This is a genomic window from Stenotrophomonas sp. Nf1 (genome assembly GCF_003028475.1).
In the GTDB taxonomy this organism is placed as follows: domain Bacteria; phylum Pseudomonadota; class Gammaproteobacteria; order Xanthomonadales; family Xanthomonadaceae; genus Stenotrophomonas.
Genome location: NZ_PYTV01000007.1, coordinates 103114 through 117974, shown reverse-complemented (window position 1 = coordinate 117974; position 14861 = coordinate 103114). Strand labels below are relative to the sequence as shown.

Annotated in this window: 14 protein-coding genes; 3 read left to right on the top strand and 11 right to left on the bottom strand. The window is 68.2% G+C overall.

All coding sequences use genetic code 11. The features are described 5' to 3' along the window. Window positions 1–65 precede the first annotated feature (65 nt). Complete coding sequence (locus C9412_RS13990) at window positions 66–986, bottom strand: oxygenase MpaB family protein (RefSeq protein ID WP_107232186.1); 921 nt, start codon at window positions 984–986, stop codon at window positions 66–68. Between the two features lie 309 nt (window positions 987–1295). Here C9412_RS13990 and C9412_RS13985 point away from each other — a divergent pair, with 309 nt between their 5' ends. Beyond that, complete coding sequence (locus C9412_RS13985) at window positions 1296–1910, top strand: hypothetical protein (protein ID WP_107232185.1); 615 nt, start codon at window positions 1296–1298, stop codon at window positions 1908–1910. 79 nt (window positions 1911–1989) lie between these two features. On the opposite strand, the gene C9412_RS13980 is transcribed toward C9412_RS13985, so the two are convergent. From C9412_RS13980 to C9412_RS13945, 8 genes are all read right to left on the bottom strand, one after another. After that, window positions 1990–2760 (bottom strand): LytTR family DNA-binding domain-containing protein, encoded by a 771-nt coding sequence (locus C9412_RS13980; RefSeq protein ID WP_107232184.1) that lies wholly within the window; start codon window positions 2758–2760, stop codon window positions 1990–1992. After that, window positions 2750–4009: a histidine kinase gene (locus C9412_RS13975; protein WP_107232183.1), complete on the bottom strand. Its 1260-nt coding sequence runs from the start codon at window positions 4007–4009 to the stop codon at window positions 2750–2752. Before C9412_RS13975 ends, C9412_RS13980 begins: the two co-directional genes overlap by 11 nt. Before the next feature lie 175 nt (window positions 4010–4184). After that, on the bottom strand, window positions 4185–5834 hold the full coding sequence (locus C9412_RS13970; RefSeq protein ID WP_107232182.1) for a M28 family metallopeptidase: 1650 nt from the start codon (window positions 5832–5834) through the stop codon (window positions 4185–4187). Window positions 5835–5890: 56 nt separating this feature from the next. Beyond that, window positions 5891–7177, bottom strand: a complete 1287-nt coding sequence (locus C9412_RS13965; protein ID WP_107232181.1) for a sigma-70 family RNA polymerase sigma factor — start codon at window positions 7175–7177, stop codon at window positions 5891–5893. Window positions 7178–7259: 82 nt separating this feature from the next. After that, complete coding sequence (locus C9412_RS13960) at window positions 7260–7616, bottom strand: DUF1428 domain-containing protein (RefSeq protein WP_107232180.1); 357 nt, start codon at window positions 7614–7616, stop codon at window positions 7260–7262. Between the two features lie 23 nt (window positions 7617–7639). Next, window positions 7640–8050 (bottom strand): VOC family protein, encoded by a 411-nt coding sequence (locus tag C9412_RS13955; protein ID WP_107232179.1) that lies wholly within the window; start codon window positions 8048–8050, stop codon window positions 7640–7642. A 34-nt stretch (window positions 8051–8084) separates the two neighbouring features. Beyond that, entirely contained in the window at window positions 8085–8507 is a 423-nt protein-coding gene (locus C9412_RS13950) for a VOC family protein (RefSeq protein ID WP_107232178.1), read from the bottom strand. Window positions 8508–8571: 64 nt separating this feature from the next. Next, complete coding sequence (locus tag C9412_RS13945; RefSeq protein WP_107232177.1) at window positions 8572–8985, bottom strand: YciI family protein; 414 nt, start codon at window positions 8983–8985, stop codon at window positions 8572–8574. 720 nt (window positions 8986–9705) lie between these two features. Here C9412_RS13945 and C9412_RS13940 point away from each other — a divergent pair. Further along, window positions 9706–10113 (top strand): YciI family protein, encoded by a 408-nt coding sequence (locus C9412_RS13940; RefSeq protein WP_107232293.1) that lies wholly within the window; start codon window positions 9706–9708, stop codon window positions 10111–10113. Here C9412_RS13940 and C9412_RS13935 read toward each other — a convergent pair. Then, the gene (locus C9412_RS13935) at window positions 10091–12172 is read right to left on the bottom strand and encodes an NHL repeat-containing protein (RefSeq protein ID WP_107232176.1); all 2082 of its coding nucleotides are present in this window, start codon (window positions 12170–12172) and stop codon (window positions 10091–10093) included. The two genes, C9412_RS13940 and C9412_RS13935, sit on opposite strands and share 23 nt — an antisense overlap. Window positions 12173–12336: 164 nt before the next feature. Here C9412_RS13935 and C9412_RS13930 point away from each other — a divergent pair, with 164 nt between their 5' ends. Next, window positions 12337–13857, top strand: coding sequence for a hypothetical protein (locus tag C9412_RS13930; RefSeq protein WP_107232292.1), 1521 nt, complete (start codon window positions 12337–12339; stop codon window positions 13855–13857). A 92-nt stretch (window positions 13858–13949) separates the two neighbouring features. Here the strand turns inward: C9412_RS13930 and C9412_RS13925 are convergent, their stop codons facing one another. Further along, the gene (locus C9412_RS13925; RefSeq protein WP_107232175.1) at window positions 13950–14726 is read right to left on the bottom strand and encodes a lytic transglycosylase domain-containing protein; all 777 of its coding nucleotides are present in this window, start codon (window positions 14724–14726) and stop codon (window positions 13950–13952) included. Between the last annotated feature and the right edge of the window lie 135 nt (window positions 14727–14861).

Below are 14861 nucleotides of genomic sequence, written 5' to 3'. Positions count from 1 at the left end.
TGTCGGTAGATCCACGCCATGCGTGGATGGCGCACTGCGAAATGCGTGCCGACCCAGGTCGGCACCTACCCGGGCCACTCGCGCAGGATCTCCACCGGCACGTCCATGCGCGCGCAGGCGCGACTGGCCAGGCCATCGGGCAGCGCGCGACGGAACAGCGGTGCCATGCCCTGCATCAGTTTCGCCGACGCTGCGGCCTGCGCACGCTGGCGGCCCGTGCGTTCCAGCATGGCCTCGGCCCAGTCCGGCAGCAGCGCCGCGCCGGCGCCGAGGAACACCTCGCGCGACAGCCCCGGCACCGGTACCGGCAGGCGCACGCCGGACAACACCTCCAGCACTTCGCGCGAGCGCTCATCCACCCGCAGCTGCGGTTGCCGTGCGCAGAAATACGCCGCCACTTCCGCTTCGCTGCGCGGCACATCCACCGCGCCCAGTGCTTCAGCCACGCGGCGATACTCGTCGTAGTAACGGTCGGCGATGAGCTCCGGCACCTCACGCCCGTAGCGGCGGAAGCCCTGCAGGAAGCCGAACGCTTCGGTCACGTGCACCCAGGTCAGCAACTGCGGATCATCGGCGGCGTAGGGCTCACCCTGTGCGGTCTGGCCATGGATCTGCGCATGGATGCGGCGCACCTTGCTCACCAGCGCCTCCACCTCGCCGCGCGGCGCATAGCTGGTGCCGGCGACGAACGCGGTGGTGCGGCGCAGCCGGCCCACCAGGTCCTGGCGGAAATTGGAGTGGTCGTAGACGCCCGCCAGCGCGCGCGGGTGCAGTGTCTGCAGCATCAGCGCGCACAACCCACCGGCCAGCATCGAGGGGAATTCAGCATGCAGCCGCCAGGTCACGCTGTCCGGGCCGAACCAGCCCGGGTCGCCCGGCGGATGGTCGTAGTCGATGCCGCTCTGGCCACGCGGGAAGGCCTCCAGCACCCAGCGCCGGATCGGCGCGGTGACGGGGCGGGACAGTCGCTGCAGCAGAGCGGGCATCACGGGTCCAGGAAAGGCGGAAGTACGGCCACGCGTTGCGCGGTCGGCCCCGATTCTGGGCGATCACGACGCCGGCGGCGAGCGTTCCCACTCAGCCACGGTTTCATGTGCGGCCGCAGCACGTTTCACCCTGCGACATCCTGTCGCAGGCTGCGGCCCCGATGCTGCACCGCATCAATCTTCACCCATTCAGACAAAACCCTTGCGCCGCTTGGCATTGCGCCCATTGCACCGCTCGCTGGAAGTGCTAGAACTGAACCCGCCACACCGTCAAATGCTGATCGACGCACGTTCCACAAGGAGCCAGCCATGATTGCTTTGTTCAAGGGTTTGGGAATTCTGCTTCGCGACAACGAGCTCTACAGCAGCCCGTTCGACAAACAGGTCGCGCATTGGCGCAATCTCAGCGAGCAGCAGATCCGCGATGAAGTAGCGGTGATGGCACAGGCCAAGTGCCAATGGCTGATCGCCTCGATCGTCGTCTGGCAGGCGGCCTCGCTGCTGATCCTGGGCCTGATCGCCAACTACCTGTGGCGCGACGACTTCCATATCACCTTCACCCGTGTGGTGATCGTGTTCGGCTCGTGGGTATCGATCCTGTTCGTGATCTGGTTCATGGCCAACATGTTCGACCGCACCGCCGGTTTCGAGCGCTGGATGAAGGCGTTCAACAGCCGCGCCCGCATCAGCTCCAAGGCCGACAGCGTCGAGCACGTGGCCGAGGCGCTGGACCTGGCCGAGCACTACCCGGAAGTGCTGGATTACAAGCAGGCCGTCACCGCCAAGCGCGAACTGCGCCACGAGGACATCCGCATCATGACCGAGATCGGGCGCATGAAGCAGCACTCCGAACTGGTCGGCCGCTTGAACCATGTCGGTGAGAACGAGCATCACCACGACCTGACCTTGCAGCCTGCCTACTGACCCTTCGGGAAAGCGGGGGGACCCACAATGCCACCGTGCGCGATCACGGTGGCATTGTTCTTTCAGCCGCCGGCGTGGATCACATGCCGCGGAACAGGCTCATGAACGGCTGGCTGACCACCAGCGTCTCGGCACGCTCGCGCAGACGCAGCACGCCGCGCCCGGTATCGTCGCGGCTCACCGCGGCCACCGCCTTCATGTTGACGATGGTCGAGCGGTGGATCTGGCGGAAGTGCTGCGGGTCGAGCACGTCCAGCAGCTCACGCAGCGGCGTGCGCAGCAGGCTCTCGCCTGCGGCGGTGACCACCGTGGTGTACTTGTTGTCGGCGCGGAAGTAAGCCACGTCTTCCAGCATGATCAGCTGTGTCTCACGGCCATTGCTGGCGGTGATCCAGGCCAGCGGCGGGCGTTCGGCCGCGCCCTGCGCCGGGCCCAGCCGCTGCAGCAGGCGCTCCAGCACGGCATCGTCCTGTCGCGTCGATGGCAGCCGCGACAGGATGCGCTCGCGGGTGGCCAACAGGCGCTCGTCACTGACCGGCTTGAGCAGGTAATCCATCGCGCCCTGCTCGAACGCATCGATGGCGTACTGGTCGTAGGCGGTCACGAACACCACCTGCGTGCGCGGGCTCAATTCGGACAGCGAACGCGCTACTTCGATGCCACTGATGCCAGGCATGCGGATATCGAGGAAGGCGATGTCCGGTTGCGTCTCGGCCAGCTGCTCCAGCGCGCTGGCCCCATCCTCGCATTCGGCCACCACCTTCAGTTCCGGCCACAGCCGGCGCAGCTGCTCCAGCAGTGACTGCCGCAGCAGTTCTTCGTCTTCAGCGATCAGGGCTTCAAGCGGCATGGCTGCGCTCCTTGTGCGACTGCGGCAGGGTCATGGTCGCGGCCACGCCGCTGGGGAAATTGGCGACGATCGCCACGCCGGCCTGCTCGCCGCAGGTCAGGCGCAGGCGCTCGCGCAGGTTCTTCAGGCCGATGCCGGTGCCGCTGGTGCCCTGGCTGAAACCGAGGCCATCATCGGCCACGGTCACGGTTACGTGGTCCTCGAAACCACGCGCCAGGATCCAGATCGTGCCACCGCCCGGCTTCGGCTCCAGGCCATGCTTGATCGCGTTCTCCACCAGCGTCTGCAGCGCCATCGCCGGCAGGTGCACGCCATGCAGCTCGTTGGGCACCTGCACCTCCACCGCCAGGCGTGCGCCCATGCGGATGCGCAGGATCTCCAGGTAGGCGCGGGTGCGATCCAGCTCCACGCCCAGCGTGGACACTGATTCATCCACCTGCGGCAGCGAACTGCGCAGGTACTGGATCAGATGGCCGAGCATCTGTTCGGCGCGCGCCGGATCGGTGCGGGTCAGCACCTGCGCGTTGGCCAGGGTGTTGTAGAGGAAGTGCGGTTCCACCTGCGCATGCAGCAGGTTCAAGCGCGCCACCGACAGTTCCTTTTCCACCTGGGTCTGTTCGGCGGCCGCCTGCTCGTCGCGGCGCTGGTCGGCCACGCGGCGGCTGATCGCGCGGGTGACCGCTTCGGCGTTCTCGAAGTTGCTGCCCTCGTCCAGCGCCAGCAGGTCGGCCCACCAGCCGGCATCGGGTTCAAACAGCAGGGTGACGGTGCTGGTGCCCTGCCCCGGGGTGACCGTGGCCAGCACGCTGTTGCGCTTGATCGCCAGCCGCGCCGGCAGGTTCCAGCGCGAGGGCTGGCGGCCGTTCCAGAGGTCGACGCGGCGCACGTAGGCGCGCACCTGCAGGCTGCCGGCCGAGCTTTCCACCTCTTCCACACGCGGCAGTTCGGCGATGGCCGCTTCCACCACCGCGTAGGCGTGGCCGGCATCCATCGGCAGTTCCACCTGGCGGCGCTGGCGCCCGGACAGCGTGGTCGCATCCAGTCGCCCGGCCACCAGCCAGACCCGGCGGATGTGGGTGATCGCGCTGCCCAGCGCGGAGATCATCAGGAACATCGCCAGCAGGCCGAACACCCAGCCCGGGCCATCGTTCATGCCGCTGAAGATGCCGCTCCAGACCATGCCGGCAACAACCAGCGCGGCGGCCCAGGCCAGCAGGTGACGAATCAGGAGAGAGAGGCTGGCGAACACGGCAGCGCCTTGGAGGAAGGGGGTGAGCCGAGCATAGGGCGGCCCGCCGGGCAAACAAGCGGGTTGCGACGAAGGGCCGGAAAGCGGGGATGGAAGCCGTTGCCGGAACGCCGGGCATGGCCCGGCGTTTCCGGGGGCGGCAATGCCGGCCAGCGGCCGGCACTACCCAACGCCGTTACTTGCGCTGGTCGGCGCTGGCGTCACGCACGGCGCGGAACGACTCGTCCTTGCTCCAGTTCGGCCAGGCACGGGAATTGGCCAGCTGGTTGCCCAGCGTGTACAGCACCTCCAGGTCGCGGGCGGCACCGGCAAACACCCAGTCCGGCTGCCATTCGTCGCCCTGCTGGTGGTAACGCTTGGCGGTGTAGTCCTCCGAGGCCTTCTTGCCGGCGGCCACGCCACCGTCCACCCAGTCCTGGCCGGCCGACCACGACAGCGCCGGCACGCCGCGCTTGGCGAACGGGAAGTGATCGGAGCGGAAGAACAGGCCCGCTTCCGGCTTCGGGTCCGGGGTGTAGCGGATGTCCCAGCCCTTGGCCACGTCCTTCAGCTGGTCCAGCAGCTCGAAGCGCGCGGCACCGTAGATGCCGAAATCACGCGACGGGCCGAACGGCGCCATGCCATCCATGTTGATCACCGCCACGGTCTTTTCCAGCGGGTACAGCGGATGGGTGGCGTAGTACTCCGACCCCAGCAGGCCCTTCTCCTCGGCAGTGACCGCCAGGAACAGCAGCGAGCGCTCCGGGCGCTTGGCCTTGGCAAAGCCACGTGCCAGCTCGATCAGCGAGGCGGTACCACTGGCGTTGTCCAGCGCACCATTGAAGATGCGGTCGCCGCGTGCATCCGGTTCACCCACGCCGATGTGGTCCCAGTGCGCGCTGTAGATGATCGTCTCATCCGGATGGCGGCTGCCTTCCAGGCGTGCGGCCACGTTGTGCGAGGTGATCACTTCGGTCTTCACCGCGTACTTGGCGTCCAGGCTGGCACCGGTCAGCGCCACCGGGGTGAAGTCGCGCTGCTGCGCCTTCTTCTTCAGCGCCTCGAAGTCCTGCCCGGCCGAGCGGAACAGTTCCACCGCCAGGTCACGCTGGATCCAGCCTTCCAGCAGCGGATGGCTGCCGGCCGGGTTGTCGCGCACCACATCGAACATGGTGTTGGTATTGGAGCCGGCCACGGTGGCCCAGCCGTACGATGCCGGCGCGGTCTCGTGCACGATCAGCACGCCCAGTGCGCCCTGGCGGGCGCCTTCCTCGTACTTGTAGGTCCAACGACCGTAGTAGGTCATGCCCTTGCCGTCGAAGTCGCCCTGGCCGGTCTCGAAGTCCGGGTCGTTGATCAGCACCACGGCGATCTTGCCCTTCAGGTCCACGCCCTTGAAGTCATCCCAGTTGCGCTCCGGCGCCTTCACGCCGTAGCCGAGGAACACCAGCGGTGCCTTGCTGATGTCGACGTTGCTGGCGCCGTTCATCGCCGCGCGCACGGCAATCTGCTTGCCCTGGTCAAGCGCAATGGTCTTGCCGCCCTGGTGCAGCGCCAGCTGCGGGGTGCCGACGATGTCGCCCTTGCGCAGCGGTACGGCCTGGGTCCACAGGCGCTTGCCGTCCTTCAGGTCGCCGCCCGGCTGCAGGCCGGCCGCGGCAAACTGCTTGCTGAGATAGGCAACGGTCTTCTCTTCGCCGGCGGTGGCCGGCGAGCGGCCTTCGTAGGCGTCAGAGGCCAGTTCCTTGACGTCGGCGGAAATCCGCGCGCCATTGAATTTCGGGGTGGCCGCCATCAGTGCGCTCGACACCGACAGGGCCAGCACGCCCAGTGCTACTCGCTTCATTGCTCTCTCCAGCAGGGAAATCCTTCCGGAGTGTAATGGGATTCGGAAAGAGGGGGTCAGATCCCTCTCCCGACGGGAGAGGGATCTGACCCCGCGCGTTGCGCGCGGGCCAGCAGGTGCTCGCGTTCGCGTGCGTTGGTGGTCAGCGCGGCGGCAGCGGTGAACGCCTGGCGGGCATCATCGGTTCGGCCCAGCTGCTGCAGCAGTTCGCCCCGCACCACCTGCAACGGCGCGTAGTCCTGCAACCGGGGCTCGACCAGCAACGGCTGCAACTGCGCCCATGCGGCGAAGGCACCGTCGCTGCGCAGCACCGCCACCACCCGGTTCAGCGCCACCACCGGGGAGGGCTGCACCTGCAACAGCTGCGCATAGAGCGAGGCAATGCGTGGCCAGTCGGTATCCTCGGCACGGCGCGCGCCGGCATGGCAGGCCGCAATGCGCGCCTGCAGCACGTAGGGATCGTCACCGCCACCGGCCGCCAGCGCGCGTGCCAGCAGCTGCTGGCCGCGCTCGATCTGCAACCAGTCCCAGCGGGCACGGTTCTGCTGATCCAGCACCACCGCCGCGCCGCGGGCATCCACCCGCGCCGCCGCACGCGAGGCCTGCAGTTCCATCAACGCCAGCAGTCCCAGCACCGGCGCCACCGGCATGCGGTAGGCCAGGATGCGCGCCAGCCGCAACGCTTCCTCACACAGCGCCGGACGCATCCAGTCATCGCCGCTGCTGGCGGCATAGCCTTCGTTGAACACCAGATAGATCGCCTCCAGCACCGAACCCAGCCGCTCAGGCATCGCCTCGGCGCGTGGCACTTCATACGGCACCTGCTTCTGCGCCAGCGTGCGTTTGGCACGCACGATGCGCTGGGCAATGGTCGGCTCGGGCTGCAGGAACGCGCGGGCGATCTCCAGCGTGGTCAGCCCCCCCAGCAGGCGCAGGGTCAGCGCCACCCGCGCATCGGCGGGCAGCACCGGGTGGCAGGCCACGAACATCAGCCGCAGCAGATCGTCACCCAGGTCGTCTTCCAGCGCCTGGCTGTCATCCGGCGCTGGCAGCGCGGCCGGATGCAGTTCCTCGCCCCATTGCGCGTGCTGCTGCGCCACCCGCTGGTGCTGGCGCAGCACATCGATGGCACGGTTGCGCGCGGTGGTCATCAGCCAGGCTCCGGGATTGTCCGGGATGCCCTGCTCCGGCCAACGCTCCAGCGCGGCCAGCCAGGTGTCCTGGGCCAGCTCCTCGGCACGGCCGACATCGCCGCCGAGCAGCCGCGCCAGGCGCGCGATCAACACTGGCGACTCCATCCGCCAGAGGGTTTCCAGACGCTGCGTCAGTGCGGGCTCGAGCATGCGCCGATCACAGCACGCACGCCCGGCCTGCACAAGCGCCGCCGCTCACGCTTCAACGATCGGCCTGCACAAGCGCCGCCGCTCACGCTTCAACGATCGGCTTGAAGCCGCCCCAGAACATGCGCCGGGTATCGAACGGCATGTCCTTGGGGCCGAGTGACGCCAGCCGCGGGTCGGCCATCACCTTCGCGTTGATGCGGTCGCGCGCGGCGCGCGAGCGGAACACCACGAAGGCCACGATCACCGTCTCGCCGGCCCTGGCCTTCACCGCGCGCGGAAACGAGGTGGTTTTCCCCGGCTCCACATCGTCGGCCACGCACTCCATGTACTGCAGCGCGCCATGTTCCTTCCACACCGTGCCGGCCTTGCGGGCAAGGCGGCGGTAGGCCGCCACCTTGTCCTGCGGGCACGGCAGCACGTAGGCATCCACGTAAGCCATGAGGGTTCTCCCTGCGGCGGCGGTCAGCCCGGCTCGCCGTCCATGTGTGCGATTTCCCAGAGGTGCCCATCCAGGTCCTGGAAGCCGCGCTGGTACATGAAGCCAAGGTCGCGCACCGGCTGCGGTTCGCTGGCACCTGCGGCCAGGGCCTTGTCCACCAACACGTCAACGGCCTGGCGACTGGGCGCAGAAAGTGCATTGATCACTTCCGTGTGGGTGTGCGCATCGGCAATCGGCTTGTTGGTGAACTGCTGGAAAAAAGGCTGGGTCAGCAGCATCACGTAGATGCTCTCGCTGATGACCATGCCGGCCGCATCGTCATTGGTGTAGGTGGGATTGAAGCTGTAGCCCAGCGCGCTGAAGAACGCCTTGGATTTTTCCAGGTCCTTCACCGGCAGGTTGACGAAGATCATCTGCGGTTGTGGTGCACTCATCGGTAACGCTCCTGGTGGATGGAAGACAGAGGGATCAGGGCTGCTTCATGCAGTTGACCATCCACGGCTTGCCGAAGCGGTCGATCAGCATGCCCCAGCGATGGGCCCAGAAGGTTTCCGCGATCGGCATCTGCACCTGGCCACCTTCGGCCAGTGCGGCGAACACACGCTCGGCTTCCTCGATGCTGTCGACATCGACGTTGATGGTGGTCGAGCCGCCCTCGCCACCGCCGGGGCCGTCGGCCGCCATCAGGATCGCGTTGCCGATCTCCAGCTGGCTGTGCGCCACGTGGTCCAGGGTTTCCGGCGGCATTTCATTGCAGCCCGGCGCGCCATCGGAGGGCGGCATGTCGCGGTACTTCATTTCCGAGGTGACCTGGCCGCCCAGTGCCTTGGCGTAGAACGCCATCGCATCGTGGGCCTGCCCGCTGAAGCCGAGGAAGGGAATCAGTTTCATCGCACTACTCCGTTGTGTGGTTCAGGTCGGTTGCGCCGGGCCACGCCCGGCAGGGGAATCCGGGTCAATCCTGCAGCTGTGCACGCAGACGCTGTTCCTGCTGCTGTAAGTCGGCGGTGAAGGCTTCGCCGAAATCTTCCGGTGCGATCAGGGGACGCACTTCCAGCGTGCCGCCACTGCGGAACGGTGCACGGCTGGCCCATTCCACCGCCTCCTCCAACGAGCGCACGTTCCACAGCCAGAAGCCGGCAATCTGCTGGTCGGCCGGGCCGAACGGGCCGGACTCGACCTTCGGCGCGCCGTGGCCGAAGTGGATGCGGCGGCCGCGCTGGGTGGCGTGCAGGCCCTCACCGGCCAGCATGATGCCGGCGGCGACCAGCTGCTCGTTGAAGGCACCCATTTCAGACAGGTCCTGTTCGCTGGGCATGCGGCCGGCTTCGGAGTCGGCGTTGGCCTTCACGATCACCATCACTTTCATTTCGGTCTCCCGTGGGGACGCGTGGTGCGTGCCCTTCACTGGGTACAACGAACCAGCGGGCTGGGAATCGACACGTCTGTTGAAAATTTTTTTCTGCCGCGGAAAGCGCGCCTTCGGCGGGGTCGGCGAACGGCGGAGCCCCTCCGTGGTGGGTTGGGTGGGTCGCTGAAAGCTCGGGTTCTTGGGTTTGGCCGGGTGGGTAGGCGGGTCGGGGGACGCCGTAAACCCGTCCATGGGGGCTTGGCCGCGCCATCCATGCCGCGGACACCCCCGCCCCGCCTACCCACCCGGCCACGGACAGTTTCCTGCCTCCGATACGCACCACGGGAAGATCAAGAGAAAAGGCAAGAGCAACAGCAACAACGATTGACTGGCGGCCTCGGCTTTGCGAGCGCAGCGACCCGCTTTTTGCTCTTGTTGTTGATTTCCCGTGGTGGGTCAGCCGCCGAAATCTGTCTGGGGCCGGGCGGGTGGGGTTGGCGGGGTATCCGCGCCATGGATGGCGCGGCTAAGCCCCCATGGACGGGTTCACGGCGTCCCCGCCAATCCCACCCGCCCGGCCCACCCACAGGAAGCCAGCTTTCAGCGACCAACCCGACCCCCACCACGGAGGGGCTCCGCCGTTCGCCGCCATCCGCCGAAGGCGCGCTTCCCGCGCTGCAACATGCCCGTGCGCAGACCTGCGCCATCATGGGCACCCGCCCCCGCCAGGACCGTGCCATGCAGCAGTACCTGCTTCTGATCTACATCGAGCCTGCCCTGCTGCAGGCCCTGCCGACCGAAGAGTTCAATGCGCTGATGCGCGACTGCCTCGCCCACGCCGACCAGCTGCAGGCCGAAGGCACCCTGCTGGTCGCGCAGAAACTGCAGCCGGTCGACACCGCACAGACCCTGCGCGTGCGCGACGGCCATAGCCGCGTGCTCGATGGCCCGTTCGCCGAAACCCGCGAACTGCTGGCCGGCTTCAATCTGATCGTGGCCCGCGACCGCGACGAAGCCATGCGCATCGCCCGCCAGTTCCCGTGGGCACGCTTCGGCAGCATCGAAGTGCGGCCGCTGGAAGACATGGACGCCGAGCGCGAACGCTGCGGCGCCCCAGCAGCTGCTATGGCAGCAACCGCACTCTGATCTCGCGCGGGCCGACACCGTCGTTGCCGCTGTAATCGCGCACGCTGGCGCGCACGATGTACTCGCCCGGCGGCAGCGCCGCCGGCTGCCAGCGCCCGGTTTCCATCAGGCCGTCGCGCACGGTGTTGGTGGCCAGGTAACGGAACCGGGTCACCGCGCTGCCATGCACGGTGATGCCGCTGTCCGGCGCATAGGCCACGCGCACCGCTTCCATCTGCGGCGGCATGCGGTTGAACACGATGTTCCAGCGTGGCTGCTCGTAGCCCTGCAGGGGCTGGCCGCCGGCATCGAGGATCTGGTAACCCACCTGGTACATGCCCAGGCGACGGCGCGGCAGGTTGTTGTCGACCTGGTCCCAGGCTTCGACCACGATCTGCACGCCACGGCCCTGGCGCGCCAGCATCACCACGCCGTCGGCGCCGGCGGCCAGCGGCTGGTCGTTGTCGTCCAGCAGCGCCACATCGGTGATGCGTGGCGCGAAGTGATCGGCGTAGTTGTGGAAGCCCAGCGCCACCGCATTGGTCTCGAAGCCGCCGGTGCCCACCGCCAGGTGCACATGGGCCTGGTTGTTGATGCTGCCCAGCCGGTCGCCCACGTGGATGCGGGTGCCGCGGCGAACGCGCATCCGCTCCAGCTTGCCCTGCTCGTCGTACAGCGCCTGCCAGCGCGCGTCGAACGGTTCATCGCGCGGGGTGCGGCCCACCCGCATGTGGATGTACTTGAGGCGATCCACCGCCAGGCCTTCGGCCTGCCCACCCAGGCTCCACGCCGCCACCGGGCTGCTCACCTTGCCCTCGGCGATGGCCAGCACGGTCTGGCCGACATCACCGCGCACGTCGAAGCCACCGTGCAGGTGATGGCGGCTCTCGCCCTTGAAGTTGCCGCGCACTTCGCCCAGCGTGCCGACCACTTCATGCCAGCCCTGCTGCGGCGCCAGCGGCCAGCGGCCACCGGTATCGGGTAGCGCGGCATCGGCGGCCGGGCCGGCCAGCGCCGGCGCCGGCAGCTCGCCCACCGGCAGCGGGCGCAGGCGGTGCAGGCGGTAGGCCGCCGCGTCGGCCACCAGCACACTGCCATCGGCATCCACCGCCAGCCCGCTGGGGCGGGCCAGGCGCGGCAGGCGACCATTGCCGACCAGCGCGATCTGGTGGCCCTGCGGCGTCACCTGCACGATGCGGCCATCAAGATCGCCCACGTACAGCACACCGTCATGCGTAGTGGCCAGCGACAGCGGGCCATTGATCACAGCGCCCGTGCCCAGCACCGTGCTGACCGTGCCATCGGCGCCGACCCGGCGCACCGCGTTGTTGAACAGGTCGGCCACCAGCAGCGCGCCCTGCGCATCGAAGGCCAGCGCCACTGGGGTATCGAAACGCGCCTCGGTACCGGCGCCATCGGCCAGCCCCGGGCGCTCACCGCCGGCCAGGGTGCGCACCGTGCCATCGGTGCCGATCACCCGGATGCGGTCGTTGTAGGTGTCGGCCACGAAGACCTGGCCCTGCGCGTCCACCGCGATGCCCATCGGCGCATCGAAGCGCGCCTGCGCGGCAGGGCCATCGGCATAGCCCTGCTCACCGCCGGCCAGCGTGGTCACCTGGCCATCGCTGCCGATGCGGCGGATCGCGTGATTGCCGGTGTCGGCCACGTACAGGTTGCCCTGCGCGTCGGCGGCAATGCCCGAGGGCGTGTTGAAACTCGCCTGCAACGCCGGGCCGTCGAGGCGTCCTTCGCCCTGCCCGGCCACGGTTTCGACACGACCATCGGGCAGGCGGCGACGGATGCGGTTGTTGTCGCCCGCATCGGTGAAATAGACGCTGCCATCGGCCGCGCGCAGCAGCGCATAGGGATCAGCGAAACGGGCCTGCGCCGACGCGCCATCGCGATCACCGGGATGCCCATCGCCGGCCAGCGGCTCGATCTGCGCGGTCCAGGCCAGCGGCGTCGGCAGCGGGCCTGCCGGTTCAGCGAGCGTATGCAGCGGCCTTTCCCACCACGTTGCAGCCAACGCCACCGCCGTTGCCAACGCCACACCTGCCGCCATCCATTGCCACCGTGCCATCGTGCCGTGCCGCCCTGCCTGCTGCCTGAAGAGGCACCGACAATAGACGCTGCGCGCGTGATGCGCCACGGTCGCGCGGGTGCCCAAGCAGCAACGTTGCATCCATCGTGCTTGTCCTTGCCAGGCGCAGCGGGTTCAATGGACTGCCACGGATGGAGATCTTCATGCCCCGCCTTGTCCCCCTCACCGTCGTGCTGATGGCCGCACTGGCCGGCGCACCTGCTTCGGCATCGATCACGGTGGCGCCGCAGAAGCCGTCCATCACCACCGATGCGGTGCATGTGGCCTATGCCAGCCGCTGGGATGAGGCGATCAGGCAGTCGGACAGCGGCAACACGCTGGGGGCGCTGATCAGCATGGAACGGTTGATGGAAGACCCGCTGCTGGACGATTTCGATGCCGAGCGACAGGGCCGCGCTGCGCAGGCGGCCGGCTGGACCGCGATGATGCAGAAGAAGCCGGCCCTGGCACGCCGCTACCTGCAGCGCGCGCAGGAGACCCTGCCGAACGATGCGCGGATCCTGCTCACCCGGGTATCGCTGGAACTGTCCGACAACCAGCCTGCACCGGCCACCACCTACCTGCTGCAGGCGCTGAAGCACGCCCAGGCGCCGCTGCCGATCGAGCAGCAGTCCGTCCTCTACCTGCAGTACCGCCTGCGCGACCAGCCGCAGCGGCGCATGGAACTGTTGCAGGCCTTGTTCGACAACGGCTGGAAGGGCGACGGCGTGCAACCCAGCGGGCTGTGGCTGGCACTGGCCGCATTGCAGGCCGAGCACGGTCGCGGCGATGACATTCCGGCCACGCTGGCCCGCATCAAGGGCCCGGCCGAGATCATCCGGCTGCGCAGCGACAAGCGCTTCGACCGCTATATCGACCGCGATGACCCGCGCTTTGATCCACGTCAGGCGGCACAGACGCACCTGGATGATCTGCGCGTGTCGGGCCTGCTCGATCGCGCACTGGATGCGCGCATGGCTGACTTCGCCAGCACCCTGTTGATGCTCGACCGCAGCGAGGAAGTGCTGGCGCTGACCGATGGCATGGCCCGCGCTGCCGCCGCAGGCCAGTCGCCATCGGCGGCCGAGGCGCAATGGGTGGCGTGGCTGCTCAACAGCCGGTCCGCCGCGCTGCGCCGGCTGGGCCGCATCGACGATGCGCTGGCCACGGCGAGGTGGGCTGCGCGCATCGGTGCACCCAGTGCCAACGGCATCGAGCACCAGTTGAATGTCGGCTTCTTCCTGATCTCGCTGGGACGCGCGCAGGAGGGGGCCGCGGCGGTCAATGACATCGCGGGGCTGACCGGCTACGGCAGGGCGGCGCAGGCGCTGGTGCAGTTCGCCGCCGCCCGCGAACGCGGCGATGCGTCAGCCACGCAGGCCGCGCGCGCGGCGATTCTGGCCCAGGGCGAAGACGCGCGCCTGTTCCAGCGCGAGATGCTGCTGGAGGAAGGCGATCTGGACGCCGCGGCCGCGCTGCTGATCGAACAGCTGCGGTCGCCGGTTGAACGTGGCCAGACGCTGGCCAGCCTGCAGGACATGCGCACCTACCCGTCGCTGCCCGGCGACATCAGGATCGATGCGGCGTGGCGTGCACTGAAACTGCGCGCCGATGTGCAGGCGGAGATCGCCCGCATCGGCCGCGTCGAGCGCTACGACCTGGTCAGCAGCGGCACCTCGCGCTGATCGGTTCTGCTGTAGAGCCGAGCCTACGCTCGGCTGCTGTTGGCGCAAGCCGAGCATGGGCTCGGCTCTACAACACCCCCCGCAGAACCCGCCTAACGCGCCGGCACCTCGCTGCGGATGCCCATCGCCTCGCGGTAGCGCGCGTACAACGCCATCACCTTGTCCACGTAGGCCAGGGTCTCGGCATACGGCGGCACGCCCTTGTAACGGGTGACCGCGCCGATGCCGGCGTTGTAGGCGGCTGCGGCCAGCGGCCGGTCACCGTTGTAGCGGCGCAGCAGCGCGCGCATGTAACGCGCACCGCCATCGATCGACTGCTGCGGCGAGAACGGATCGCGTACACCGAATTCCTGCGCGGTCTCGGGCATCAGCTGCATCACGCCCTGCGCCCCCTTGCTCGATACCGCCAACGCATCGAAATTGCTTTCGGCATGCGCGATCGCACGCAGCCAGGCATCGTCGACGCCGGTGGCCTTGGCCGCCGCCTTGAACTGCTTGGCGTGCTGGGCCAGCTGCGGCGTGCCGACCTTGCCCAGCCCTTCGTGGGCAGGCTCCCCCGGTGGGGTGGCCACGGTGAACTTCAGGAACACCCGCGAGCCGGGCAGGTTGCGCGTGGAATAGACCAGTGCGCCGTCCTGCTCGCGTTCGTACAGCACGCCACTGAACACCCCCATGTTGCCCCACAGGTTCGGGGTCTGGATGGCGTTGTCGTCGATCTGCTTCGGTGTGCAGCGCGAGCCCGGTTCCGGCGCCGTCGCCAGGCTGACCGTGTTGCCCTGCACGCAGCGGTAGACGGTGCGCGCAGCGGCCAGCCCCGGCCAGAGGCTGGACAGCAGCAACAGCGCGATGGCGGCAGGGCGGGTAAACATGGCGGCCGGATGATCCGGCCGCAGCCGCTAACGCCGGGTGAATGGGGCACGGCGCTGGTCCCGGCACCGGTACCGGTACCGGTAGAGTCGACTGTTAGTCGACTATCGCGCGCAGCGCGGGGTTTTGCGGTGGCC

Excerpts from the sequence above, each read along its gene's own strand:
- C9412_RS13990 (WP_107232186.1), bottom strand. The coding sequence starts at position 986 with ATGCCCGCTCTGCTGCAGCGACTGTCCCGCCCCGTCACCGCGCCGATC.
- C9412_RS13985 (WP_107232185.1), top strand. The coding sequence starts at position 1,296 with ATGATTGCTTTGTTCAAGGGTTTGGGAATTCTGCTTCGCGACAACGAG.
- C9412_RS13980 (WP_107232184.1), bottom strand. The coding sequence starts at position 2,760 with ATGCCGCTTGAAGCCCTGATCGCTGAAGACGAAGAACTGCTGCGGCAG.
- C9412_RS13970 (WP_107232182.1), bottom strand. The coding sequence starts at position 5,834 with ATGAAGCGAGTAGCACTGGGCGTGCTGGCCCTGTCGGTGTCGAGCGCA.
- C9412_RS13965 (WP_107232181.1), bottom strand. The coding sequence starts at position 7,177 with ATGCTCGAGCCCGCACTGACGCAGCGTCTGGAAACCCTCTGGCGGATG.
- C9412_RS13960 (WP_107232180.1), bottom strand. The coding sequence starts at position 7,616 with ATGGCTTACGTGGATGCCTACGTGCTGCCGTGCCCGCAGGACAAGGTG.
- C9412_RS13955 (WP_107232179.1), bottom strand. The coding sequence starts at position 8,050 with ATGAGTGCACCACAACCGCAGATGATCTTCGTCAACCTGCCGGTGAAG.
- C9412_RS13950 (WP_107232178.1), bottom strand. The coding sequence starts at position 8,507 with ATGAAACTGATTCCCTTCCTCGGCTTCAGCGGGCAGGCCCACGATGCG.
- C9412_RS13945 (WP_107232177.1), bottom strand. The coding sequence starts at position 8,985 with ATGAAAGTGATGGTGATCGTGAAGGCCAACGCCGACTCCGAAGCCGGC.
- C9412_RS13940 (WP_107232293.1), top strand. The coding sequence starts at position 9,706 with ATGCAGCAGTACCTGCTTCTGATCTACATCGAGCCTGCCCTGCTGCAG.
- C9412_RS13935 (WP_107232176.1), bottom strand. The coding sequence starts at position 12,172 with ATGGCACGGTGGCAATGGATGGCGGCAGGTGTGGCGTTGGCAACGGCG.
- C9412_RS13930 (WP_107232292.1), top strand. The coding sequence starts at position 12,337 with ATGCCCCGCCTTGTCCCCCTCACCGTCGTGCTGATGGCCGCACTGGCC.
- C9412_RS13925 (WP_107232175.1), bottom strand. The coding sequence starts at position 14,726 with ATGTTTACCCGCCCTGCCGCCATCGCGCTGTTGCTGCTGTCCAGCCTC.